This window comes from Imperialibacter sp., assembly GCF_048007035.1.
Taxonomy (GTDB): Bacteria; Bacteroidota; Bacteroidia; order Cytophagales; family Cyclobacteriaceae; genus Imperialibacter.
The window spans coordinates 3,103,297-3,126,809 of sequence record NZ_CP180355.1 but is presented as its reverse complement, the minus strand read 5'-3'; the positions used below and the strand labels follow the sequence as shown (position 1 = coordinate 3,126,809).

Here is a 23,513-nt window from a genome sequence, read left to right as displayed (position 1 = left end):
TACTGATGACGGAATAACTGACTTTAAAAGTTTCGGTCGGATGAGTCGGGCGATCTCCCAAATGAAGAGCCATTTCAATTTTCCCGGAGAATTTTCCAGAGCCTTTTGCTCGTATATTTCCAAAAGATCCCCTTCAATCTCTTCCAGAAAATCTGCTTTACAGATTGCCCTAAAAAATCGCATCGGTAAGCGAGGCGGAACAAATTGGGGGGATCTCATGGCTTACGTAAATTTTAAAACTATCGAAGGTATCTCAGACCACAGCTGGGCACGGATGTCTTTGATCTCCTGCAAAGCTTTTTGGGCAGACGCCGTAACTTTGTAATACTTCTTCCGCTTGCCTCCACGCACATTGGAGGTTTCGCCCCATGCAGAGTCGAGATAGCCTTTTTCCTCCAGCCTCTTCAGTGCTGTTTGCAACGCCCCCACGCTGGTACCATAACCCAGTCTGCTCTCCAGCTCATTCTTAATCGACACACCATAGGCGTCGTTATGCAATACAGCAATAGTCAGCAACACAATTTCCTCAAATTCCCCTAGCTGTGTTTTCTTCATAATTTATATTTTTCCGAAATGTAGAGGTTATCATATTAAATTCCTAATTGAAGAGGTTATAAAATCTTTAGCAGTGCACGATTGTCGGCTGGCTTACAGCATATCAGGCCTCTATTTTGTACCTTCAAATATGAAAAAGTGGACAATTGCTATTGGCGTCGTGCTGGCAACTGGCATCGCTGCTTTTCTAACTTCGAAGCCGTTTGTTGAAAAAGAGTCCCTAATTTCTACCTCCAGCAGCGGAACCTTTGCTGTGTTAGAGCTTTTCACATCACAAGGCTGTTCCAGCTGCCCAGCCGCAGACCAGCTTCTTAATTCAATTATTGAAGAAGCTGCTGCCAGAGGTGAGCCCGTCTTCGGCTTGTCTTTTCATGTAAGTTACTGGGACTACCTTGGCTGGAAAGATCCATATGCAAGTTCGGCCTACAACGTTCGGCAAGGCAACTATGTCAACCAACTAAAGGCTGGCAATGTCTACACCCCCCAAATGGTGGTCAATGGAAAAGTTGAATTCGTGGGCTCTTCCCGGAAGGAGGCGGATAGCGCCATCAAAACTGCTTTGGCTAAACCGGGAGGCTATTCGCTAAAAGTTTCAGTGGTTGAAAACGGCGGAGAGCTCCTGGTAAAATATGCCCTGGACAAAGTACCTAACCAGGCATTGATCAATATCGCCCTGGTAAAAAATGAGGTTGAAAACCATGTTGCAAGGGAGAGAACAAAGGACGAACACTGACCCACAAAAACGTTGTTGCGGAGTTTCAAACAGTGGCGGCAGAAGCGGCTGGAGAAGTTTCATTTTCCTTGCCAAACGGTTTGGAACCCGAAGACAGTTCCATAATTGCCTACCTCCAAAATAAAAATGACCTGGCCATCATTGCTGCTTGCCAGGTCATCTTATAATCTCCTGTGCGGCTTAGGCGCCCTTCAGCTCTTTAGATTTATCAAGCACTGCGTTCCAAACTCTGAACACGTTCTGGTAACAAATTTTGGCAATATCCTCTTCGGTGTAGCCACGCTTCAAAAGCTCGTAAATTAGGTTGGGAAACTCAGAAACATCTTTTAAGCCGGTTGGCAGCGAGTCACCCACACCGTCATAGTCAGAACCCAGACCAACATGGTCAATCCCGGCTATCTCTACCACATGGTCAATGTGGTCAGCCACCACACCTACCGTAGCAAACAGGTTGATGGCAGAATCAGCCACATATTGCTTCATATACGCCTGCGCAGTAGAATCTCTGTAGCTCAATCCGTTTTCAGCCAACCAGTTGGTCATGTGCTCCCGCACCTTTTCGCTTTTTTCCCTTACTTCGCCTGAAAGGAAGCTCGACCCGAAGTTGATTTGGATCACACCCCCATTCTCGCCCAGCATCTTGATCATTTCATCAGACATATTGCGCTCGAAGCCCGGCGTGAAATACCGGCAGGATGAGTGAGAAGCGATAGCAGGCACGTCAGTCAGTGCCATCACATCATAAAATGTGCTGTCCGACACATGCGAAATATCCACCATGATGCCCTGCTTGTTCATTTCTTTCACAACCTCCTCACCAAATGGGCTCAAGCCGTTCCAGGTGTAAGTGGTATCGTAGCTGGAGTCGCAAATCTGGTTGTCTTTACCATGGGTAAGCGTGATATAGTTGATCCCTCTATCAGCGAAGTACGCCACATTGGCCAGGTCTTCCATTAAGGGAGCTCCGTTTTCCATTCCCATCGGCAGCGATATCAAACCAGCTTTAAAGTTCTCTTCAATTGCAGCAGGCGTCTTGGCCAAAGCAAATTTATCGGGGTAAGTAGTTGTCAGCTTTTCCACCATACCAATCAGCGAATCGGCCAGGTCTTTGGCTTCCTGTGTTACACCGTAGCTCGACGGAATGTAAATCGACATCATAGGCGCATCCAGACCTCCCTCCTTTGCCCGCACATAATCGAAGTTGCCCTCCGGCGTGCGAACTGACACGTCCATAATTTCCTTTTTCAGGATGAAGCCCGCCACCTTCATTCGATAGGGCAAATCAACGTGGCCATCAGTCAGTATAAATTTATGAGCAAGTGTGTCTGCGTATGCCCTCAGCTCGTCGTCCGACATGGTCGAAACATCTTTCTTGTCTTCATTTGGAGTACTGCACGCCGCTAATACAGCAATTAAAAGGCAGTAGACTAGTTTTTTCATTGTTTTGGGTTTAGTTACGCCATGAAATTAAGTGCAAATGACAAAGAAACCAATAGTTTGTTGTAGAGAACGAAGGAAAACAGCACCTAATTCGCTGTTTCATCTAACAAAATGAGAAAATGATTAATAATAGTATAATATTTAAACCGAAGTGAATGTGGCACTTCGAATTAATTAACTTGCCTGAAAGTGGAGCCTTACGTCTAAATCTGTAGTTGGGCCATGCGGTCGAAAAAATCAAAAACAGCCTAAAATTGAATTGTGTGCGCACACAATATGGATAATTCAAATTTATTGCCGATATTTACAGCCAATCAGCTGGCGCTTCGCAACGGACAGGACCGAGAGGAGGTTTGGATTGCCTACAAGGGGTTCATTTACGATGTGAGCCTTTCCAGGCTTTGGCGAACCGGACTACACTACGAACACTGGGCAGGGCAGGATCTTACCGGTGAATTACCCGATGCGCCACACACTGATTCAGTTTTTGATAAATTCAAATGCATTGGGCGCTTGTCCGGGCATGAAAACACCCAAACACAATGATTCTAATTGCAGACAGTGGGGCAACAAAAATAGAATGGCGTTTGATCACAGAAGACGGCCAAATCAAGCAAGCCAGCTCTGAGGGTTACAATCCCTACGTTCAAGAAGATGAAGACCTCCGAAAAGGAGTGCAGGAACACGTGCTTCAAGTGGTAGGGGCGCACAAAATAACGGAGCTGGCGTTTTATGGTGCTGGCTGCGGAAGCGTGGAAAAAAATAAAAAAGTAGCGGAAGTACTAAGACCATTTTTCCCGGCAGCCTCCATTGAAGTCAACAACGATCTATTAGCTGCCGCACGGGCACTATGTGGTAACGAGCCAGGCATTGCCTGCATTTTGGGCACCGGATCCAACTCGTGCTATTACGACGGTGAAAAAATTGCTGCACAAGTACCCTCACTCGGCTATGTGCTGGGCGATGAGGGAAGCGGTGCCAATATGGGCAAAAAGTTACTCATAGCAGCCATCAGAAACAGGCTCCCATCCTCTCTGCAGGAGGCGTTCAACAAAAGATTTGCATTGACGGAAGAAGACCTGCTTGAAAACGTGTACAAAAAGAAGTACCCATCCAGGTTTCTGGCCAGTTTCATGAAGTTCCTGATGCACCACATCAAGGAGCCGTATGTGTACAAGCTGGTCTACGATTCATTCACCGAATTTTTCACGGAGATAGTCATGTCTTACAAAGACCACGACAAACTTCCCGTGCACTTCACCGGCTCGGTGGCCTTCTATTATGGCAACATCCTGCGCCAGGCAGCAAGCGATCAGGGTGTCACGGTCAAAAACATCATTGAGGGCCCAATAGCAGGCCTCACGCTGTATCATCAGGAAAAAACCTTTGGAACGAGTAAAGTATGAGCACCACCGAAAGCAGTTCATCTTACAATGACCTGGAACAAATGTCTGTTCTGGAGCTTTTGACCAACATTAACAAGGAAGACCAAACAGTTCCTTTGGCTGTTCAGAAAGCATTGCCCCAAATAGAGGCGCTGATCTCCCAGATCGTACCCCGTATGAAAGATGGTGGCAGACTGTTTTACATCGGGGCTGGTACCAGTGGCAGGCTGGCGATTGTGGACGCCTCCGAATGCCCGCCAACCTATGGGGTTTCGCCTAATGTGGTAGTGGGCATTATGGCCGGCGGCGACAAAGCCATCAGAAAATCGGTAGAACATGCCGAAGATGACCCAAACCAGGCGTGGAAAGACCTTGAGGCATACAAGCCAACAGCAAAAGACACACTTATTGGAGTTGCCGCATCTGGCAGAACGCCTTATGTAATCGGAGGGGTGTCGGAAGCGAGGAAAAAAGGACTGCTCACGGGCTGCATCACCTGCAACTCAGGCACTAAGCTGGCCGAAGCAGTAGAATATCCTATTGAGGCGGTGGTAGGGCCGGAGTTTGTAACCGGCAGCACCCGCATGAAATCGGGCACAGCCCAAAAACTGGTACTCAACATGATCAGCACCACGGTGATGATACAGCTGGGCCATGTGAAAGGTAACAAAATGGTGGACATGCAGCTGAGCAATGAGAAGCTGGTGCAACGGGGCGTGCGCATGGTGATGGATGAGCTGAAAATCGAAGAACCGCTGGCTGCGGAGCTCCTGCAAAAATATGGTTCAGTGAGAGGAGCAGTCGACAATTACCCGTCGCATGCATGAACTAGAGCCTTTCTACCGATGGCTTACCTATTACGACCCTTCCACGGATCCCAACTCCCCTTTTGAAGGGAAAGAATACAACTACGACGTTTACTCCGAAACTGTGTACGGCTACTTCCTCGCCCCCGGCTGGGATTATATGGGGTCCGAAACGCTTTACATGAAAATCCTCTACGCCGAGTACGACGAAGGCTATGTCGTTTTTGAGTTCATTGGCGAATGGAACGATGCCCTGCACAACGACATCATGCACCTGAAGCGGAACATCGTTGAGCACTTCGAGCGGTACGACATCAACAAATTCATTCTCATAGGTGAGAATGTGCTCAATTTCCATGGTTCCGACGACTCCTACTACGAAGAATGGTTTGAGGAAGTGGAAGATGGCTGGATTGCCATGGTCGGTTTTCGGGATTTTGTACTTGATGAAATGAAAAACTTCAATATCGACTCCTACGTCAACTTTGGCGGCACCCTACAGATCGACAACTGGAGAACCCTGACGCCGAAAATCTTCTATCAATTAGTGGAGCAGCAGATACAGAGGAGGATTGGGGGGTGAAATGGTCATCCCTTAGTTTATACCTACGACAACTTCACTTATAAATCACTTTTGAGATCGTAGTTGTTTTTCAGACCTCAGCCAATAAATATTTTTATCCAGTTTTCCCACGATGGTACGAAGCTCAAATGATCCATGCATAATACTCGTGGATTTCAGTTCGTGAGTAGTATAAACCAAGCGATAAGAGCCATAGGTATCATGATTGAAATAAGTACAGACAGAATCGTCTTCAATGTATACGTACTCTCTAACCAGCTTAAGCTTTTCCAAGAATTCAGCAAACTCCCCCTTGTCGGATTCCAAATACTCCACTACAGAGTTCGGAACCTGCTCAATCGTCACGTCATTGAGTGTATACACCCACTGGTTTTGGTATGTCTTTGGCAGATAACCTTCCCGCTCAATTGTCAACGTTCCACTGAAAATCTCGTCGTTATTTTGACGTCGCTCCCGAGTTGGTGTCAAGCCTTCAAAATTGCTATAATTTATCTTATGCATCCCTTTTGATCTAGATAACTCGAAATGTTTTAGCCTAAGCGTATAGTCATTTCGCCATTCCCGATAGTTGGCAGATATCATCCTATTGGTTCTCGATTTCAGGAAGGAAAAGATGGCATCAAATTCAGCTAACTCGTGCTTATAATAAGCAGGAAATTCATTCTGCTCAAATTTACCACGTCGGTAATCAATGTAGTGATGTTGAAGAAAAACTGTCCAAACAACTGTAGCTGCCACAGTCCCGAGAAGAATTACCTTGAATAGTAAATAAAACCGACTTCTGTCAAACGGCATATAAGAATGTCTTTCAAAGGAGATTGGCTTCTCAGTCTGAGTATTAATGTTAGACTTTGGTAAATCAACATCGTCTCCATACACTTGCTTAAGTTTCTTGAATGCTTTTTTGGGCTTTCTTGTGTAATTTTCCCTACGCATTCCAAAACCCATGTAACCCATAGCGAAAAAGTTGGTTTTTGGGAACGTTTATTAAACCTAAAAAATGCCCCTCGTCCGATAAGTTAAAGAAAATAAGTCAATATCACCCCAACCTCTCCACCCTCGCCACTTCCGAAATCAAATACTTCCTTCCGGTCTTCATCTCCAGACAAATGGAGCGGGTGCGCTTTTTGCCTTCTTTTTTGAAATGTCGTGATTCAAGCAGGAATTCTTCACCAATGACAAGCTCTGCCAGCAATATGCCACTTTTGTGCACATCATATTTGGAAAGGGCCATCATCAGGGCGGGGTCGGAGCAGGAAGCCGCTTTGGGGTTGGCCAGATGGCGGCGGAGCTTCAGCCCCAGCTCATAAGGAAACGCTCCAGCTTCCACCATAGGAAACAGCACTTCCTTAAAAGTGTTTTTCCACTCAGCACCATGAGGGGCTATTCGTCGGCCATATTTTTCGAAAGCCTGCAGGTGGGCTACCTCGTGCAGATAGGTAACCGTAAAAGCATAGGGGTTGAGGTCTTGATTGACTGTAATAATGGGCTTCTTGCCCTTATTAAAGCGGAAGTCGCCGAGCTTGGTGGAGCGGCCTTTGACCACCTTCAGTGTGAAGCCATGCTTCACCCAAAGGTCAAAACAATACTGGGAAGCCTTTGGCGGCAGGTATTTTTCGAAAACTGCAAACTGTGACTGCAAGCGGGCTTAAGGTAAGTCTTCTACGTCTCTCTCAATGGTGATTTTCACATCCTTTAAATCACGATGGATGTTGCGAAGCTCTTTCCTGATTTGCTCTCTTATTTTCCGCACATCTCTGTCTGACACGTCTACTTTGATCACGATATCGTCGAGCCCATCCTCCAGATCTATCCTGATCTCCTCTACATCATCCATGGCATCGCCGAGCGATTCCTCCACGTCTTCGAGGGCTTCGTTGATGATGTCCTCAATTTCGTCTCCGTCAACATCAATGGTTATGCTGAACCTATTGTCGTCACGTCGGTCGCTGCATGAGCTGATCATGAAAGCGACAAAAAGTATTGCTAACAACTTTTTCATAGGATAAAACTACCCTATTTCTGTCTGAAAAACAACGTGATGGGTGAACCGGTAAAACCAAAGTGACCACGCAGTTTATTTATCAAATACCGCTGATAGGATTCTTTGATGTACTGAGGATTGCTACAGAAAAAGGCGAATGAAGGCGTCTTTGTCGGAAGCTGCGTGATGTATTTGATGTTGATAATTTTGCTTTTGACAGACGGCGGCGGAAATTTTTCTATTTCCTTCAACATAATATCATTCAGCTTGGAGGTCGGAACCTTTTTTATTCGGTTCTCGTGAATTTCCATGGCCAGCTCAATCGCCTGAAAAATTCTCTTCTTGGTTACTACAGACGTGAATATGATGGGTACATACGCCATATCGCCAAGCTTTTCTATCATGGCTTTGGTAAACTTGTCGGCGGTTTTCTCGTCCTTCTCCACCAGGTCCCACTTGTTCACCATGATCATGATGCCTTTTTTGTACTTGTGGGCCAGGTTGATAATGCTCATGTCCTGCGCTTCCAGGCCAAGTGTTGCATCGATCATGACAATACTCACGTCGCTGTCCTGAAGGGCCTGAATGGATCGCAGCACAGAGAAAAACTCTATGTCTTCCTTCACCTTGGCTTTCTTGCGAATACCAGCGGTATCTGTCAGAATAAAGTCCTTGTTAAAAAGGGTATAGCGGGTATCGATAGCATCACGGGTGGTGCCGGCCACATTGGTTACAATGGTTCGATCCTTGCCAACCAACATATTCAGAAAAGAAGATTTGCCTACATTGGGCCTTCCCAGAATAGCGATGCGGGGTATGTCTTTGCCCGGATCTTCGTCGCCGTCTTCCTCAAAATGCTTTACTACTTCGTCCAGCAACTCGCCCGTACCCGAACCGCTATTGGAAGAAATAGGAAACAAGTGCTCTCCAAGTCCCAGCTCGTAAAACTCATTGGCAGCAAATATTCGTTCGGTGTTATCGGCTTTGTTGGCCACAAGCAGTACAGGCTTGTTTACACTCCTCACCACGTTGGCAAAGTCCCTGTCCCATGGCGTAACTCCCTCACCGCAGTCAACCATAAATAGAATGACCGACGCTTCTTCGAGCGCTTCTACCACCTGCTCTCTGATGGCAGCTTCAAAAATATCATCTGACCCCACCACATATCCGCCGGTATCAATCACCGTAAAATATTTACCAATCCACTCGGCATAGCCGTAGTGGCGATCCCTGGTTACGCCGGGTTCGTTGTCCATAATGGCCTTTTTCTTCTCAATCAGTCTGTTGAAGAAAGTGGATTTGCCCACGTTGGGCCTGCCTACAATTGCTACGATATTTGCCACTGGAAAATAAAAGATTAGTAATAATGAATGAGGAAATCAGCCACGATGGCTCCGCTGAAAACAAATACTATTGGTAAAATTCGTCATAATAATTCAGAAAAGCTCCTCCGGCTTTTTCGCTACCATAACAACGCATAACAAAAAGGCCTCAGCGTGCGCTGAGGCCTTGTTAGTAGCGGGGACAGGACTCGAACCTGTGGCCTTCGGGTTATGAGCCCGACGAGCTACCAACTGCTCCACCCCGCGATATGTTTGTTAAAGGGCTACAAATGTAAGGCAGCTTTTAAGCAAAAACAAGTACCTTTACAGAATAATTCAAAAGAATGTCAAAAAAATCTACTGATCAGCCGCCGACAGCGTTCCGCTCTGGATTTGTGTCCATCATCGGCAAACCCAACGTCGGCAAATCTACCCTCATGAACGCCCTCATTGGCGAGCGCCTCTCCATCATCACTGCAAAGGCCCAAACTACCCGTCACCGCATTTTTGGCATTCTGACAGGCAAAGATTTTCAGATAGTGTACTCCGACACACCCGGGGTAATGAAGCCTCAGTATGAGCTGCAGGAGGCAATGATGCGTTTTGTGTACCAGTCGCTGGAAGATGCAGATATGATCCTTTTTGTTGTCGAACTGGGCGACAAAATGGATGGCGACAACGTCGAAATTCTGGAGCTCCTGAGGAAGAGCGGCGTACCGGCCCTTTTTGTGATCAACAAAATCGACAAGTCAAAAGGCAGCCAGCTGGAGGACAAAGTGACCTACTTCAAAGAGTTTTCGGGTGATATTCCTATTCTCTGCATCTCCGCCCTCGACAAGACCAATCTGGAGCCACTGTTTGACCAGATACTAGAAAAGCTGCCTGTCCATCCGCCCTACTTCCCTGAAGATGAAATGACAGACCGAACCGAGCGGTTTTTTGCATCAGAAATCATCAGAGAGAAAATATTTCTGAACTACAAAAAGGAAGTGCCTTATAGCTGCGAAGTAATCATTGCTTCATTCAAAGAGGAAGAAAAAATTATCCGGGTGATGGCGGAGATTTTTGTTGAGCGAGCCACGCAAAGGGCGATCATTATTGGTCATGGGGGGCTGGCTCTGAAAAAAGTGGGTATAGAGGCAAGGAAGGACATGGAAGCATTCTTCGGCAAGCAGGTTCATCTCGAAACCTATGTGAGGGTTGAAAAAGACTGGCGGCAAAATAAGCTCAAGTTGAAAAGGTTTGGCTATGTGGATTGAACCCCAGCCAAAAAATGACTTCTACCACATGCTTTTGAGCTACGGAAGGTCAGTCATAATTCACCAAAAATAGATTCCCAAAAAACTTTCTTTCCTGCCAACAAACAGGAAAAACTTCTCCTTATTCATCATAATAAAACTATCAGCTTTTCCATTTTCTAAATTATTCCTATTTTAAGCACTTGCTCAAACAGGAATAACCAATGCTATCCAGAAAAAATGGCCTCATATCGGGTATTATAATATTTACATATTTTTTTCCACAAACATTCTACGGGCAGGAAGTTATTATAGGGAACGCCCTGAGCTCTGACAATGCGCTTTTGAATATTGGCTCAGACAAGGGCATATTACTTCCCCGGCTTACTTCCGTGCAGCGGGCTGCAATACCCAGCCCCGCCAATGGATTGATTGTATACGACATCGAACAACACTGCTATTACTACTATAACAGCCGCAGTGGCTGGGAAGCGATGAAGCCGGTGCCAGCGGGAATAATTACGATGTGGTATGGGGATATTTCTACCTACTTTCCCGGAGGCGTGGGGGTTAAGCACATGGCAGGGTGGGCGATTTGCGACGGTAACAATGGAAGACCAAATCTGGGAGGCAAATTCGTAGCTGGCTACTCAGGGTCAGGAGACTATGCGACTATTAATGGCACGCCTGGAGGATCTGGAACAGTAGGCCTTGGAGTAGATAACTTGCCAAGCCATACTCACACCATTACTGACCCAGGTCACAACCATGCCGTCACACTTCCCGCAAACACAAGTCATACGCACACTATCAGCTACAGCTCCAGTAGCTATGGAGCAACTTTCGGGCGGGCCGACGATCATCTCTCCACCATCGCCTATAGAGATGGTGGCACTATTGTTGACTATGACGTCACAACAGGCAATGGTTCTTTTTCCGCATCGATGAGTCCCGCTAGTGCAAACATTTCATTGCAAAACAATGGGTCGGGTGCTGCCTTCGACAACCGCCCACCTTTCTATGTTCTTGTTTACATCATGAAATTATAGCCATGAAGTTTCCAGCTAAAATTAATCTGATTTTTGTGTTTGCCTTTCTCCTGGCCAACTATACCAACGCTCAACAAGGCGCAGCCATAGGAACGACTAACCCGGAGCCGTCGGCGGCCTTTCAGGTTGGAGAAAGGATTTCCAATATCAATAAAGGAGTGCTCATACCACGAACTACTACATCAATTGTCGACCCCACCGATGGGCTGCTTGTATATAACATATCCTCCGGATTCCTTGCCTACTCCCAGGGGGGCGTTTGGACAGATATTACACCAGTACCCTCCGGCACCGTTATTATGTGGGGAGGAGATGTCTCAAGCTTGCCGGATGGCTGGGTGCTCTGCGACGGAAACACCTATAATCTGCAAGGGGCTGTAACATCAGGTGGCATCCCAACGCCCAACCTAAGGAGCCAATTTATAGCTGGCTATTCTAACGCCGGAGACTATGCCACGCTGAACTCCGTCACCGCAGGTGGAGCCTTTCATACACTTACGGAGGCCGAAATGCCTTCACATTCACACGCCATCTCATCTGATCACACGCACAGCATAGGTTTTACTCCAGGTGCTCACGATCACGATTTCTCTGTCAGCGACGCCGAAAAGAGCACCGGCGCTATCGCAGGCGCCAGCACTGCACCTGTTGCCGGATTTCACTATCTCCCGGTAGCCAACCCCAAATCAACTTCAAAGGTAGGAACGGCCATTGGCGTTAGCGGTTCGACGACAGGGATTTCCGTGGGGGAAACCGGCTCAAGTCAGGCCATCGACAATAGACCCCCGTATTATGTATTGGCCTTTATAATGAAGCTATGAAAAAGAGAATTCAACCTCATCGATGGCTACATGCCGTTGCCTTCATTTTTATAAGTTTCTCCTCAAAGGCACAGGAATCAACAGACTTTCTTTTTATTGGCACTGGGCCAACCCCGCCTTACGAAAAGGCCGTCGTTGTCATTGATGTCCAGGAAAAAAACAAAGGTGTACTATTGCCCAACTACGCTGCCGGAACCAACGACGGCACCAACCATAGAAGCCACCCGCTGGCGTCCGAAGAAGGAATGATGTACTACGACTCTAACGGAAATAACGTGAGTGTATACAATAGCACCAATGGTGTTTGGAATTCATTGGGTTTTCTCCCGGTCAAAAGCATCGTGATGTGGAGTGGAGATCCAAACGCACTTCCAGCTGGCTGGTATCTCTGCGATGGTGAAAATGGCACTCCGGATTTAAGAGGCAGGTTTATTGTGGGTCTGAACCCTGGTGGTTCAGACTATCCCTCCAAGGGCCCAAGTGGCGGTTTTAACCATATAACGATTAACGAGGCCATGCTGCCTAACCATTCACATGGGGTAAACGACCCTGGTCATGGCCATGCGGCTACCTTGACTCATGATCATAATTATTCTGTCACAGAATACCGATCCATTATTCCGAACACAAATAAAAGCATGGTGGGGCCGGGGGGCTCTCCAAGCAACACAAGTTCGGTCACCACAAGCTCAGCCTCATTTACCGGCACGTTCTCTGTCTCCTCAAGCGGTGTAGGAGCAACTGCTGGCGCTACCGGGGGAGGTCAACAATACGACAACCGACCTCCTTATCTCGTACTGGCCTTTATTATGCGAGTAAACTAGTCAAAAAAGGCGGCCGCAGAAGGAGATTTAGATATCCGCTGAACGACCATTTTTCTTACTATCTTTCGCCTTCCTTAAATACAACATGGAAGCGATAGACAGTGTGCACCTCAATTTTAACCAGGGAACAGCCTGGGGCCTTAACTTTCTGCTGGCTTTTATTATGTTCAGCGTTGCTATCGAACTCACAGTTACCGATTTTAAAAAGATTGCTCAATACCCGAAGGCAGCTTTGATCGGGATAGTCTCTCAATTTCTTCTTCTCCCATTTCTGACTTTCCTGCTCATACGTGCCTGGGAGCCTGCTCCAAGTATTGCCCTCGGCATGATTATGGTAGCCGCTTGTCCTGGTGGCAATGTCTCCAATTTTTTCTCTTTTATGGCAAAAGGTAATGTGGCGCTGTCCGTCACCCTTACAGCCTTTTCGACTGTAGGGGCTATTCTTTTCACCCCGATCAACCTGTCTTTCTGGGCTAGTCAATACGAGCCAACCGCCAGATTGCTGACCAAAGTGGATCTTTCAGTTTTAGATGTGTTTACCGCTGTATTCATTATACTAGGCGTGCCACTTCTCGTCGGCATGACAGCAAAACACAAAGCCCCCGAATGGTGCCTGAAATATGGCAATGTGTTTCGTAAGGTTTCACTGGGCATCTTTGCACTATTCGTTGTTGGAGCACTTACCGCTAACTACGAAATATTTTATAAACACATTTACCTGGTTGTCATCCTGGTATTGATCCATAATGGGCTTGCTCTGGGCGGAGGTTATGCCCTGGCCAGATTCTCGGGTTTGACTTCCACCGATCGCCGGACAATTGCTATTGAAACAGGAATTCAAAATTCAGGCTTGGGACTTTTGCTCATATTTACTTTTTTTGACGGCTTGGGAGGCATGGCGCTGATTGCCGCCTGGTGGGGCATCTGGCACATGGTATCCGGGATGACGGTCAGTTACCTGTGGTCCCGTTCCAATTAAACTTTAACGACATTCATGCTTTATTTCATTTTTCGGCCAATTGTTAGGGTCGCTCTATGGTTTTTTTACGGCCATTTAAAGGTTTCCGGCCTCGAAAATTTACCCAGGAATGCTCCTGTTATACTTGCCCCTAATCATCAGAATTCCTTTTTAGATGCTATTCTGCCGGCCTGTTTTCAGCCCCGGTCACTCCATTTCCTCACCCGCTCTGACGTTTTCAAAAAAGGACTGATACAAAAAATTCTTTTTGGCTTTCATATGTGGCCTGTGTACAGGCAGCGTGATGGCAAGGATACACTAGGAAAAAATGAAGAAGTGTTTAAAAACTGTAGTCAGCTGCTGAGGAGTAATGGATGTCTGCTACTGTTTCCGGAAGGTGACCAGATTTGCGCACACAACCTTAGGTCTCTAAAAAAAGGAATGGCTCGCATCGCCTTTCAAACCGCTGAGGAATCCAACTTTGAAAAGGAAATTTACATTGTGCCAGTGGGGTTGAATTACGAGCATTACTGGAATTTCAATACGGCGTTTCAGATGCGGTTCGGCAAACCAATAAAAGTGCTCGATTTTCAGAAAGACTATCAAGAGAGCGAACAAAAAGGGCTCCTGTCACTTACCAAAGCAGTGAGTGAGGGTATGGAGCAGGAGATCATCCAGATTGGCAGCCGGGCCAATGAGCATTTTTGGTTCGAAGAGGCGGGCCTTTCAGGGGTGGATTTAACGTCACCTGAATTTTTCAGAAACATAGACGTTGACTCAAGACCTGCGCCCAAGCCAAAGAAAAGAAAAATCAACGCCCTTGCCCGTGCTTTACACTGGCCCGTGCTCACACTCCTTGCCAGTTTTTTGAAAAGTAAAATCAAAGACAACAAGTTTCTTGGTGCGGTAAAGTTCGGAATGGGCATGGTCTTCTTCCCGATATATTACCTGATTGTATTCACCGCCGCTGTAGCGCTTTCTGGCAGTTGGTGGCTGGGAGCGGGATTAATTGTTTTTATGACTCTATCCCTGAAGATAAAAAGCTAAGCTTTGCTGTACTCAAAAGTGCCATGCGCACTGGAAATCGTGACAAGCGGGCTAGCTGAGGCCTTCACCTCACCTATAATTTGCGCATCAACTCCGAAACTGTTGGCAATTTGAATCATGTTCTCAGCTGAATCAGCGTCGGTATATATTTCCATCCGATGCCCCATATTGAACACTTTGTACATCTCCTTCCAATCCGTACCACTTTCTTCCTGAATGATCCTGAATAGAGGAGGTACATCAAACATGTTGTTTTTTACAACATGATTCTCAGTGATAAAGTGGAGTACTTTGGTTTGTGCTCCCCCGCTGCAATGGACAATTCCATCAATCGCTGCCCGGTGGTGTTTAAAAATCTCCATCATCACAGGTGCGTATGTCCTTGTGGGAGACAGCACCAGCTTGCCCATATCCAATGGCACGCCAGCTACCCTGTCGGTTAGCTTGTATTTCCCTGAGTACACCAGGTCTCTTGCTACAGCAGCATCATAACTTTCCGGATACTTGTCTGCATAGGCTTTTTCAAAAACATCGTGACGTGCAGAGGTGAGTCCGTTGCTGCCCATACCTCCGTTGTAAGCGGCTTCGTATGTCGTCTGCCCATAAGATGCCAGTCCAACAATCACATTTCCTGGCTTTATGCCATCAGTAGTAATCACGTCCGAGCGTTTCATTCTGGCGATCACCGTGCTGTCTACTATGATGGTTCGAACCAGATCGCCAACGTCGGCAGTTTCTCCGCCGGTCAGCGCTATGTTCACACCATGATCCCGAAGCAGTTGCAGCACTTCCTCAGTACCGTTGATAATCGCAGAGATGACTTCTCCGGGCACTTTGTGCTTATTACGTCCAATGGTAGAGGAAAGTAAAATATTGTCAGTGGCGCCTACGCAGAGCAGGTCGTCGGTGTTCATAATGACTGCGTCCTGAGCAATACCCTTCCAAACACTCAAGTCTCCTGTTTCTTTCCAATACAGGTAGGCGAGCGATGATTTGGTGCCTGCACCATCAGCATGCATGATATTGCACCACTCAGCGTCGCTGCCCAGCATGTCAGGCACAATCTTGCAAAATGCTTTGGGGAAAAGGCCCTTGTCAAGTTTAGAAATTGCCTGGTGCACGTCTTCCTTATCGGCCGACACACCTCGTTGCAGGTAGCGCTCGTTCATGTGGCAAAAATAAGCGACCCACAAGAATTGTTTGTCCTCTTTAACTAATTAATTGAAAACTAATGAAGACACGGCAACCCAGATCAAATAGCGAACTCCTTCAAAAGGATGTTTTTCCTTGTTTCCGGGTCTTCTTTGTAGACGACAATTTTCCGGCATTCAAAAGCATCGGGAACAGACGCACTGGCAAGAAACTTAATCGCCTTGTCGTAGTTGTCGCCCTTGATGTAGTTGCCAATGGTGATGTGGTGCCTCAGGTATTTTTCAAAATCCTCATGCTGAGGTTTCTCTCCCAACAAATATTCTTTGAAGGCCTGGTGAAGGCTATTGGTTAATACCCTTAGAGGAAGCGATTTCTCCACATCCACAAAAATCAGCCCCCTGCCGGGCGCCGTAATTTTATTCAGCGAAATATCGAACGGAAGAGCCCCTGTCAATACCTTTTCGACTGCCTGCACCAAGGGCTCAAGGTGGCCCGGTTCAACTTTCAGATAAATGAGGGAAATGTGTGGCTCATAATCCCAATAAAAATAGTTGCCTATTTTCTCCCTGAGCTGGAGCTTGAGTTTTTGGATATAAGAATAGACAGGCTCTGTGGGGAGCAAAAATACCTTTACAGTGTCGAACGCCATTACTCTTGCTCTCCTCCATTTCCCCGTTTAAAATACTTGTCAAACTCATCGTCCTCCAGCGAGCCAGGCTGGTCTTCGTCTTCTATGATGAACTTAGACTTGTCGTATTTTGTCACTTTAAATTCGGTGCGGCGGTTGACCTGATGCTCCTCCTCAGATTGTGCTTCTTTGATGATCAACTGAGTTTCTCCGTAGCCTCGGGCCACCATACGGGAGGCGTTTATCCCCTGCGAAACAAGGTATCTAACTGCTGATCTTGCCCTTCTATCAGAAAGGTCAAGGTTGTAATCATCAGGAGCCCGATCATCTGTATGAGAAGCAAGCTCAATTTCAATCTCCGGGTTATCTCTCATGAGCTGCGCCAGCTTGTCGAGTTCCACGGCGGCATCGGCCCTGATGTCGTCCTTGTCCAGATCGTAGTAGATATTTTCCAACACAATCGGCTTCTGCATAATAATTTTCTCGAGCCGGATTTTTGTCTCAAAAGTTACGTTAGTGATCAGCTCAGTAAGTGTGCTTCTGTCAGGGGTTTTACCTACAGTGCTAAAGTCGATCCTTGTGGTGAAGTAGTCTGGCTTTTCGGCTACCAGGTAATAGTTTTCCTCCCCAAAAACCTGGAAATTAAAAGAGCCATCATCACCCGTAAATGTTTCGCTAATCAGCTTGTCATCTTTTTCATCCAAAAGCCTCACTTTGGTATTGCCAAGAATCTCATCCGTTCCTGTAACCCCTGGTGTGACTGTTGTGCCCGCCAAATGGAAATTGATAATTTTCAGATTAGGGTCGTCATTGACAAAGGTATAGATGTCGTCATCGCCCTTTCCGCCAGGCCTGTTGGAAGAAAAGAAGCCTCTGGTAGGATTAAAAAGGAACAAGCCAAAATCGTCTCCTTCCGAGTTGACTGGTGCCCCAAGGTTGTCAACCCTCATAGCTCCTCCCTGCCTCTTGGCCACAAAAATATCCATGCTACCAAGCCCAGGATGTCCGTTGGAGGAAAAATAGAGTGACCCGTCTTCCGCCATATAAGGAAATGCTTCGTCACCCGCTGTGTTGATTTCCGGCCCCAGGTTTCTGATATCCACCCATCTGCCCCGGTTGTTTAACGTGGCCGAATAGATGTCGCTGCCACCCAGTCCGCCGGGCCTGTCCGACGCCCAGTACAGTGTAGTACCATCGGGGCTCATTGCAGGACTGCTGTCCCACGACGAAGGCTCGTTGACGTTGACCGGCCTTGGGGTGGACCAGCGTCCGTTTCTGTAGCGGGTAAAAAACAAATTAATTTGCTCGGCATCGCTGCTTTTCCCTGTGTTACCTTTGGCAAAAATCATGGTGTAGCCATCAGGCGAAAAAGCAACAGACCCTTCGTTCACTCCCGGGTCGTTAATTATCGGATCCAGTGCTTTCAACGATGTGAGGTCAACAACTGCCCCTCTTGTTTTCACACTGTAAATATCTGTAAAACCTGTGCCAGTGGCCTTGTATACTTTTCCGCCATCTCTGTTGGAGGTGAAATACAAGTCGCCCTTATTGTACACTGGGCTATATTCCGCAGCTGGTGTGTTCACCGTTTCAAGGTTTTTTACTCTGTAGTACGACTCTCTGTCTTTTAAAAGATCAAGCTTCTCAAGGCTGGCCAGGTCATCTTCCGCAAGCTTCTTGATAGATGGCGTTGAGGCTTTCAGCAAATAGTCGTTCAGCGCATCTTTCGCATCCTCATATTTCCCTACAGCTTTCAGGGCCTGAGCATAATCAAACCAGGCCATTTCATCATCAATGCCATTCTGAATAGCCGCCCGGTAGTAGGGCATCCCCTGGCCAATTTTGTTCGACTTCTTGTAAGCTTCCGCAAGCCGATAATTTAGATCCGGATCCCGTGGATTTTTCTTCACCAGTGTTTGATACTGGTTGATAGCGACGTCATATTCCGCATTGGCATATGACTTCTCTGCTTTTTTGGAAACACTGCATCCAGCCAGAAAAAACAATCCCAATACTAGTCCCAAACAGGTGTTTCTCATAACAACTACAATTAAACGAGGTACAACCTTCAAACACTCAATTTAACGAATGTCCCTATTGAAAGGTATGCGCAGTTTTAAAATAACGTTTCAACCAGGTGTCTCCAGCCGGCACCACCCAATTCGCTTTCAGGTCTTGCTTTGTACTTATCAGTGTGTTGAATACCCGAGAATCGGCCTCTAGCTCACCTCCCGCTACCTTTGGCTTTATTTCCTGCAGCTTAATCCTTTCCAGAGATTCACCGTTTTTAAAAATCACAGTGTCTCTTGTAAAAAAGTCTGCTTTAAGTTTTTTCTGAAGCACCTGGAGTTCGTGAACAGACGCATCAATACTGCAACCTGAAGCACCAGAAGACGATTCGTCGACTGCGATGATGACAAATACTTTGTTTTCTATGATGAAAGAACTCGTAAGCGGCTGGTTATGGGCCTTCCAGGAATCAAGAAATGAAGTAAGCGAACCGGAAAGCCATTCCACTTCTTCGTCGGTAAGGAATCTATTGCATTGGTACACCCACAGCCTACTGGTGTCCTCCATCTGATCAAAAGGAATAAACATGCCTTATAATTTTTAGTAAATATAAAAGCCCGGGGCTATATGAACTAATCGAGCCGTTGCTATTACTAATAATTACAATAAAACTAAAGTTCCAATCACCTACGAATTTGACAGGTCAGGGTTTGACGCCAGAATAAGCTCTGCCAGATCAAGCACCCTCACTTGACTTTCCTTTTCCTTGTTCTTTACCCCATCCGACAGCATGGTCATGCAGAACGGACAAGCGGCGGCTATTACCTCCGCACCGGTTGACAGCGCCTCCTCCGTTCGTTCAATATTAATTTCCTTGTTCCCTTTTTCAGCGTCCTTAAACATTTGTGCTCCTCCGGCACCGCAGCAAAGGCCATTAGTTCTGCATCTCTTCATTTCTACCAGGTCAGCATCAAGTGCGGAAATCACCTCTCTAGGCGCTTCATACACCTGATTGGCCCGACCGAGATAACAGCTGTCATGATAAGTAATCTTTTTACCCTTAAAGGCCCCGCCAGCCACCTTCACTCTGCCTTCATTGATAAGTTGCTGTAGGTAAGTAGAGTGGTGGATCACCTCGTAGTCGCCGCCGAGGCTGGGGTATTCATTCTTCAATGTATTGAAACAGTGAGGGCAGGCAGTCACTATCTTTTTTATTTCATAGCCATTAAGCACCTGAATATTGGCCATGGCCTGCATTTGAAACAAAAACTCATTTCCCGCACGCTTGGCCGGATCACCGGTGCAGGCCTCCTCCTGGCCCAAAACTGCAAATTTTATCCCGGCATGGTTCAGGATTTTAACAAAGGCGGTTGTCACTCTCTTGTAACGGTCATCAAAAGATCCGGCACAGCCTACCCAGAACAACACTTCCGGCGACTCTCCTTTTGCAGCCATTTCGGCCATCGTTGCTATCTTATACTCCATTGCTTAGTCGTTTGAAGGTTCTTGTTTCAGTTCGTCGGCCCACTTGAACCGGTCGGAGGGAGGGAATTTCCAAGGGGCAAAATTATTCTCGATATTTGAAAACATCGTATTCCAGGATGCTGGCGAGCCCGATTCTTCCATGGCCACATACTGGCGCATCTGTACGATGATATTCAAAGGGTCAATGTTAACCGGACAGGCTTCAGTACAGGCATTGCATGTGGTGCAAGCGTTGATCTCCTCTTTGGAAATATGGTCACCAAGAAGAGACTTGCCGTCTGCTCCTGGCTCTCCACCCCTAGCAAGAAAGCTCCCGTACTCTTCTACCCGATCTCTCGTGTCCATCATGATTTTTCGGGGGGACAGCTTTTTGCCAGTTATATTGGCCGGACATTCGGAGGTACAGCGACCGCACTCAGTGCAGGCGTAGGCGTCCATCAGGTTCTTCCAGCTCAAGTCGACCACATCTTTAGCACCAAATCTCCCTACCTCAGCTGGCGGTGCGGCCTGATCCGACTGAATGCCGAGCATCATTTTTACCTCGTTGGTCACTGTTTCCATGTTCTCAAACTTTCCTTTCGCATTCAAGTTGGTGTACCATGTGTTCGGGAACGCCATAAAAATGTGCAGGTGCTTTGAGTAAGTAACATAAATAGCGAAGGCCAGAATGCCAATAATATGAAACCACCATGCAAACCGTTCAACAACTACCAGCGTCCCAGGGCTCATTCCGTCGAATATTGGAATAAGCAGAGAGCTGATGTAGAGGTTACCTGTTTGATGATAGGCTTCCGGCATTTGCCCTTGCAGCAGTTGATCGGTGGCATTCATAGTCAGAATGGCCAGCATCAGTATGCCTTCAATCACCAAAATAAGATTGCCGTCCAGTGCCGGCCACCCCTTCATCTCAGGCTTAGTGAATCTTGGCACTCTCAAAATATTTCTCCTTATCAAAAAGACAACACAGGCAACTAAAACTGCCAGCGCAAGAAATTCGAAAAAATTAATTGCCACACCATAAATGCTGCCGAGCAAAGGAGCAAACAGCCTGTGCGTTCCCAATATACCGTCGAGCACAAACTCCAGCACCTCCAGATTGATAATGAGAAAGCCTGTATAAATAAAGAAGTGAAAAAAGGCAGGAATAAAACGTTTAAACATTTTCCTTTGACCGAAAGCCACAAGCAGCATGGTTTTCCATCTTTCACTTTTGCGATCCGATCTGTCAATGGATCGTCCCAATAAAATATTTTTTCTTATCTGCCGTATTCGACCGAGAAGCATAAAGCCCGCAACGGCCAGAATAGCTAAAAAAGCAATTTGCGGAAGGTAGGTCATGTTGTTTGTCGCTAGTTTCCTTTATTTTTCAAAATGTTTTTGGATCAAATCATTTAATCCATACTTTTGCATTCTCATTTCTGAGGGTGCTGTAGCTCAGTTGGTAGAGCATCGGACTGAAAATCCGTGAGTCGGTGGTTCGAATCCACTCAGCACCACATCCCTTAAATGCCTTCGCTAGCGAAGGCATTTTCTTTTTTACCTCCCCGGCCCTTTTTTTTCAACCCAGCGATAATCTTTCAACTGCGCTTTCATTGTTTCGAAGATATAAAGGATTTGTGAAAAATAGTATGCATGCATACTAATTAATTGACCGAAAACATCCCAGTCAACAACAATTCGAAAAACGACTCATGGACGTTGCCAGGGAACCGGAATGGCTCCCATGCAGCAGCAAAACTAAAGAGGTTGTAAAGCCTGTGAGACTGAATTAGGTGAAGTTCTTCAGCATATTAATTTCCGACTTCGTAAGCATACGCCAGGTGCCCCTGGTAAGGTCTTTTTTGGTAAGCCCTCCATACATCACCCTGTCGAGCTTCACAACGTCGTAGCCCAGGTACTCAAAAATACGTCTGACAATCCTGTTTCTACCGACATGGATCTCGATGCCAATTCCTATCGAGTCTGGTGACACGATTTGAATGTCGTCTGGCTGAACGAGGCCATCCTGCAGCTCCAGTCCGGCCTTTATTTTAGCCAGGTCCTCAGCCTTCAATGGTTTATTCAGCTCAACATAGTAAATCTTCTTTACCATGTGTGACGGGTGACTCAGTTTTTTAGCCAGTTCACCATCGTTGGTAAAAAGCAACAGCCCACTTGTGTTCCTGTCGAGCCTGCCAACGGGATAAATCCGCTCTTCACAGGCATTGGCCACCAGTTTCATCACAGTCTTCCTGTTCTGCGGATCGGTAACTGTAGTTATAAAATCTCTGGGCTTGTTCAACAGCAGATAAACCAGCTTCTCAGCCTTCATCACCCTTCCATCAAACTTCACAACGTCCTTTGGCCCCACCTTAAGCCCAAGCTCGGTTACCACCTTACCATTGATGGTCACTTTTCCCTCTTCAATCAGCCTATCAGCCTCCCTACGTGAAGCGATGCCAGCATTAGCAAGGTATTTATTCAAGCGCACTGGCTCATTGGGAGACACAGGCTTCTCATCGTATTTATGCTTAAAAGGCTTCCCTGCCGCCCCGCCTTTTCTCGGGCCTTTTGGTGCACCTTTGCCTTTTGGCTTACCGGCAAAACGGGAAGTCCTTTCGAACGCTCCTTCTGTAGCGTTGTCAGGCGAACTTCTTTTCACACGACCAGTCGGCTTTTCACCAAAGCTACCTGCCGATTTCCTGGGACGGCTGGTGCCCTCTGAAGAACCTCGCCTATTCCGGCCTTCCGACGGCTGACTTGAGCCATCAGCAGAGCCTGTAGCAGGCCCCTTGCGCCTGGCAGAAGGCCCTGGCCTTTTAGGGCCATCGCTTCTCTTGCCTGGCTCGCTACGTTTGCCCGCACCAAAAGACGGCTTATCGTCGGAGAATTTCTTTCCTCCTTTAAATGGTTTCTTCATAAGTGGAATGTAATAAAAAAAGAGGGGTTATTCTTCCGATTTGGTCTCCCCAATCTCATTTTCTTCTTTGAGAAAGTCTTTGGGGGTCGGCATTTCCTTCAAATCGTTAATGCCAAAGTAGTCCATAAATTTGCTGCTAGTGCCGTATAAGAGCGGCCTGCCCACACCTTCTGACTTGCCCTTAATTTCAACAAGCTCCTTTTCCAGCAGCTTTTGCACAGCGTAGTCGCAATTAACGCCACGAATTTGCTCGATCTCCGATTTGGTCATTGGCTGCTTGTAGGCAATAATCGACAAAGTCTCGAGAGAGGAAGTGGACAACCGTCGTTTGGATTGCTGCTTCAGCAAAATGCCAATACTGGCCTGGTAGGCTGGTTTGGTGAGAAACTGATAACCTCCTCCAGACTTTACAGGTTCAAAGGCAAAGGTTTCCGCACTATATTTTTCTTTTAGTTTTTCAATCGCAAGGGAGATGTCATCTCCAGGCACTTCAGTGCCGAACATTTCTTCGAGTGTACTCTTCAGTTCTTCATCCTTTACCGGCTTGGGTGAGCAAAAGATGAGCGCTTCAATATGATTAACAAGATAATCCAA

The 23,513-nt window shown here is 46.8% G+C and carries 25 protein-coding genes, 2 tRNA genes and 1 pseudogene; 12 read left to right on the top strand and 16 right to left on the bottom strand.

Going from position 1 to position 23,513, the window contains the following annotated elements; genetic code table 11:
• Positions 1-33: 33 nt before the first annotated feature.
• A pseudogene (locus ACMVP2_RS13460) lies at positions 34-219 on the bottom strand (permease prefix domain 2-containing transporter); the annotation flags it as partial.
• 3 nt (positions 220-222) lie between these two features.
• The gene (locus ACMVP2_RS13455) at positions 223-555 is read right to left on the bottom strand and encodes a PadR family transcriptional regulator (RefSeq protein WP_339784725.1); all 333 of its coding nucleotides are present in this window, start codon (positions 553-555) and stop codon (positions 223-225) included.
• Positions 556-685: 130 nt separating this feature from the next.
• On the opposite strand from ACMVP2_RS13455, the gene ACMVP2_RS13450 reads away from it, so the two are divergent.
• The gene (locus tag ACMVP2_RS13450; RefSeq protein ID WP_416868048.1) at positions 686-1,288 is read left to right on the top strand and encodes a DUF1223 domain-containing protein; all 603 of its coding nucleotides are present in this window, start codon (positions 686-688) and stop codon (positions 1,286-1,288) included.
• Positions 1,289-1,468: 180 nt separating this feature from the next.
• Here the strand turns inward: ACMVP2_RS13450 and ACMVP2_RS13445 are convergent, their stop codons facing one another.
• Entirely contained in the window at positions 1,469-2,728 is a 1,260-nt protein-coding gene (locus tag ACMVP2_RS13445) for a dipeptidase (protein ID WP_339784721.1), read from the bottom strand.
• 276 nt (positions 2,729-3,004) lie between these two features.
• On the opposite strand from ACMVP2_RS13445, the gene ACMVP2_RS13440 reads away from it, so the two are divergent.
• Genes ACMVP2_RS13440 through ACMVP2_RS13425 form a run of 4 tightly spaced genes read left to right on the top strand, consistent with a single transcriptional unit; the run spans position 3,005 to position 5,502 of the window.
• Positions 3,005-3,274 (top strand): cytochrome b5 domain-containing protein, encoded by a 270-nt coding sequence (locus ACMVP2_RS13440; RefSeq protein ID WP_151996227.1) that lies wholly within the window; start codon positions 3,005-3,007, stop codon positions 3,272-3,274.
• Positions 3,271-4,134: a BadF/BadG/BcrA/BcrD ATPase family protein gene (locus ACMVP2_RS13435; protein WP_339784715.1), complete on the top strand. Its 864-nt coding sequence runs from the start codon at positions 3,271-3,273 to the stop codon at positions 4,132-4,134. The genes ACMVP2_RS13440 and ACMVP2_RS13435 overlap by 4 nt, the downstream gene beginning before the upstream one ends.
• On the top strand, positions 4,131-4,940 hold the full coding sequence (gene murQ, locus ACMVP2_RS13430) for an N-acetylmuramic acid 6-phosphate etherase (protein WP_339784713.1): 810 nt from the start codon (positions 4,131-4,133) through the stop codon (positions 4,938-4,940). The genes ACMVP2_RS13435 and murQ overlap by 4 nt, the downstream gene beginning before the upstream one ends.
• A complete protein-coding gene (locus ACMVP2_RS13425; RefSeq protein WP_416868047.1) occupies positions 4,933-5,502 on the top strand; it encodes a hypothetical protein in 570 nt (189 codons plus the stop codon). The genes murQ and ACMVP2_RS13425 overlap by 8 nt, the downstream gene beginning before the upstream one ends.
• A gap of 45 nt (positions 5,503-5,547) precedes the next feature.
• Here ACMVP2_RS13425 and ACMVP2_RS13420 read toward each other — a convergent pair whose 3' ends face one another.
• From ACMVP2_RS13420 to ACMVP2_RS13400, 5 genes are all read right to left on the bottom strand, one after another.
• The gene (locus ACMVP2_RS13420) at positions 5,548-6,459 is read right to left on the bottom strand and encodes a hypothetical protein (protein ID WP_416868046.1); all 912 of its coding nucleotides are present in this window, start codon (positions 6,457-6,459) and stop codon (positions 5,548-5,550) included.
• An 82-nt stretch (positions 6,460-6,541) separates the two neighbouring features.
• A complete protein-coding gene (locus ACMVP2_RS13415) occupies positions 6,542-7,144 on the bottom strand; it encodes a SprT-like domain-containing protein (RefSeq protein ID WP_416868045.1) in 603 nt (200 codons plus the stop codon).
• Positions 7,145-7,150: 6 nt separating this feature from the next.
• Complete coding sequence (locus tag ACMVP2_RS13410) at positions 7,151-7,504, bottom strand: hypothetical protein (protein WP_416868044.1); 354 nt, start codon at positions 7,502-7,504, stop codon at positions 7,151-7,153.
• Positions 7,505-7,518: 14 nt separating this feature from the next.
• Positions 7,519-8,829 (bottom strand): ribosome biogenesis GTPase Der, encoded by a 1,311-nt coding sequence (gene der, locus ACMVP2_RS13405; protein WP_350097427.1) that lies wholly within the window; start codon positions 8,827-8,829, stop codon positions 7,519-7,521.
• A 173-nt stretch (positions 8,830-9,002) separates the two neighbouring features.
• Positions 9,003-9,075, bottom strand: a tRNA-Met gene (locus tag ACMVP2_RS13400).
• A gap of 77 nt (positions 9,076-9,152) precedes the next feature.
• Between ACMVP2_RS13400 and era the strand changes: the two genes are divergently transcribed.
• From era to ACMVP2_RS13370, 6 genes are all read left to right on the top strand, one after another.
• A complete protein-coding gene (era, locus tag ACMVP2_RS13395; RefSeq protein WP_416868043.1) occupies positions 9,153-10,067 on the top strand; it encodes a GTPase Era in 915 nt (304 codons plus the stop codon).
• 203 nt (positions 10,068-10,270) lie between these two features.
• A complete protein-coding gene (locus tag ACMVP2_RS13390; protein WP_416868042.1) occupies positions 10,271-11,095 on the top strand; it encodes a hypothetical protein in 825 nt (274 codons plus the stop codon).
• 2 nt (positions 11,096-11,097) lie between these two features.
• Positions 11,098-11,916 (top strand): hypothetical protein, encoded by an 819-nt coding sequence (locus tag ACMVP2_RS13385; RefSeq protein WP_416868041.1) that lies wholly within the window; start codon positions 11,098-11,100, stop codon positions 11,914-11,916.
• On the top strand, positions 11,913-12,740 hold the full coding sequence (locus tag ACMVP2_RS13380; protein ID WP_416868040.1) for a hypothetical protein: 828 nt from the start codon (positions 11,913-11,915) through the stop codon (positions 12,738-12,740). The genes ACMVP2_RS13385 and ACMVP2_RS13380 overlap by 4 nt, the downstream gene beginning before the upstream one ends.
• A gap of 85 nt (positions 12,741-12,825) precedes the next feature.
• On the top strand, positions 12,826-13,719 hold the full coding sequence (locus ACMVP2_RS13375) for a bile acid:sodium symporter family protein (protein ID WP_416868039.1): 894 nt from the start codon (positions 12,826-12,828) through the stop codon (positions 13,717-13,719).
• 15 nt (positions 13,720-13,734) lie between these two features.
• On the top strand, positions 13,735-14,745 hold the full coding sequence (locus ACMVP2_RS13370; protein ID WP_416868038.1) for a 1-acyl-sn-glycerol-3-phosphate acyltransferase: 1,011 nt from the start codon (positions 13,735-13,737) through the stop codon (positions 14,743-14,745).
• Here the strand turns inward: ACMVP2_RS13370 and ACMVP2_RS13365 are convergent.
• The 6 genes from ACMVP2_RS13365 to ACMVP2_RS13340 form a co-directional block, all read right to left on the bottom strand.
• A complete protein-coding gene (locus ACMVP2_RS13365) occupies positions 14,742-15,914 on the bottom strand; it encodes an AIR synthase related protein (RefSeq protein ID WP_416868037.1) in 1,173 nt (390 codons plus the stop codon). The genes ACMVP2_RS13370 and ACMVP2_RS13365 overlap by 4 nt on opposite strands.
• A gap of 83 nt (positions 15,915-15,997) precedes the next feature.
• Positions 15,998-16,546: a 2'-5' RNA ligase family protein gene (locus ACMVP2_RS13360; RefSeq protein WP_416868036.1), complete on the bottom strand. Its 549-nt coding sequence runs from the start codon at positions 16,544-16,546 to the stop codon at positions 15,998-16,000.
• A complete protein-coding gene (locus ACMVP2_RS13355; RefSeq protein ID WP_416868035.1) occupies positions 16,546-18,564 on the bottom strand; it encodes an OmpA family protein in 2,019 nt (672 codons plus the stop codon). The genes ACMVP2_RS13360 and ACMVP2_RS13355 overlap by 1 nt, the downstream gene beginning before the upstream one ends.
• 55 nt (positions 18,565-18,619) lie before the next feature.
• Positions 18,620-19,123 (bottom strand): hypothetical protein, encoded by a 504-nt coding sequence (locus tag ACMVP2_RS13350; protein ID WP_416868034.1) that lies wholly within the window; start codon positions 19,121-19,123, stop codon positions 18,620-18,622.
• Positions 19,124-19,222: 99 nt separating this feature from the next.
• A complete protein-coding gene (locus tag ACMVP2_RS13345; RefSeq protein WP_416868033.1) occupies positions 19,223-20,020 on the bottom strand; it encodes a (Fe-S)-binding protein in 798 nt (265 codons plus the stop codon).
• 3 nt (positions 20,021-20,023) lie between these two features.
• Positions 20,024-21,358: a 4Fe-4S dicluster domain-containing protein gene (locus ACMVP2_RS13340; RefSeq protein ID WP_416868032.1), complete on the bottom strand. Its 1,335-nt coding sequence runs from the start codon at positions 21,356-21,358 to the stop codon at positions 20,024-20,026.
• A gap of 85 nt (positions 21,359-21,443) precedes the next feature.
• Here ACMVP2_RS13340 and ACMVP2_RS13335 point away from each other — a divergent pair.
• Positions 21,444-21,516: transfer RNA gene (locus ACMVP2_RS13335), tRNA-Phe, on the top strand.
• A gap of 272 nt (positions 21,517-21,788) precedes the next feature.
• On the opposite strand, the gene ACMVP2_RS13330 is transcribed toward ACMVP2_RS13335, so the two are convergent.
• Both ACMVP2_RS13330 and scpB read right to left on the bottom strand, forming a co-directional pair.
• Positions 21,789-22,919: a pseudouridine synthase gene (locus tag ACMVP2_RS13330; protein WP_416868031.1), complete on the bottom strand. Its 1,131-nt coding sequence runs from the start codon at positions 22,917-22,919 to the stop codon at positions 21,789-21,791.
• A 27-nt stretch (positions 22,920-22,946) separates the two neighbouring features.
• The gene (gene scpB, locus ACMVP2_RS13325) at positions 22,947-23,513 is read right to left on the bottom strand and encodes an SMC-Scp complex subunit ScpB (RefSeq protein WP_416868030.1); all 567 of its coding nucleotides are present in this window, start codon (positions 23,511-23,513) and stop codon (positions 22,947-22,949) included.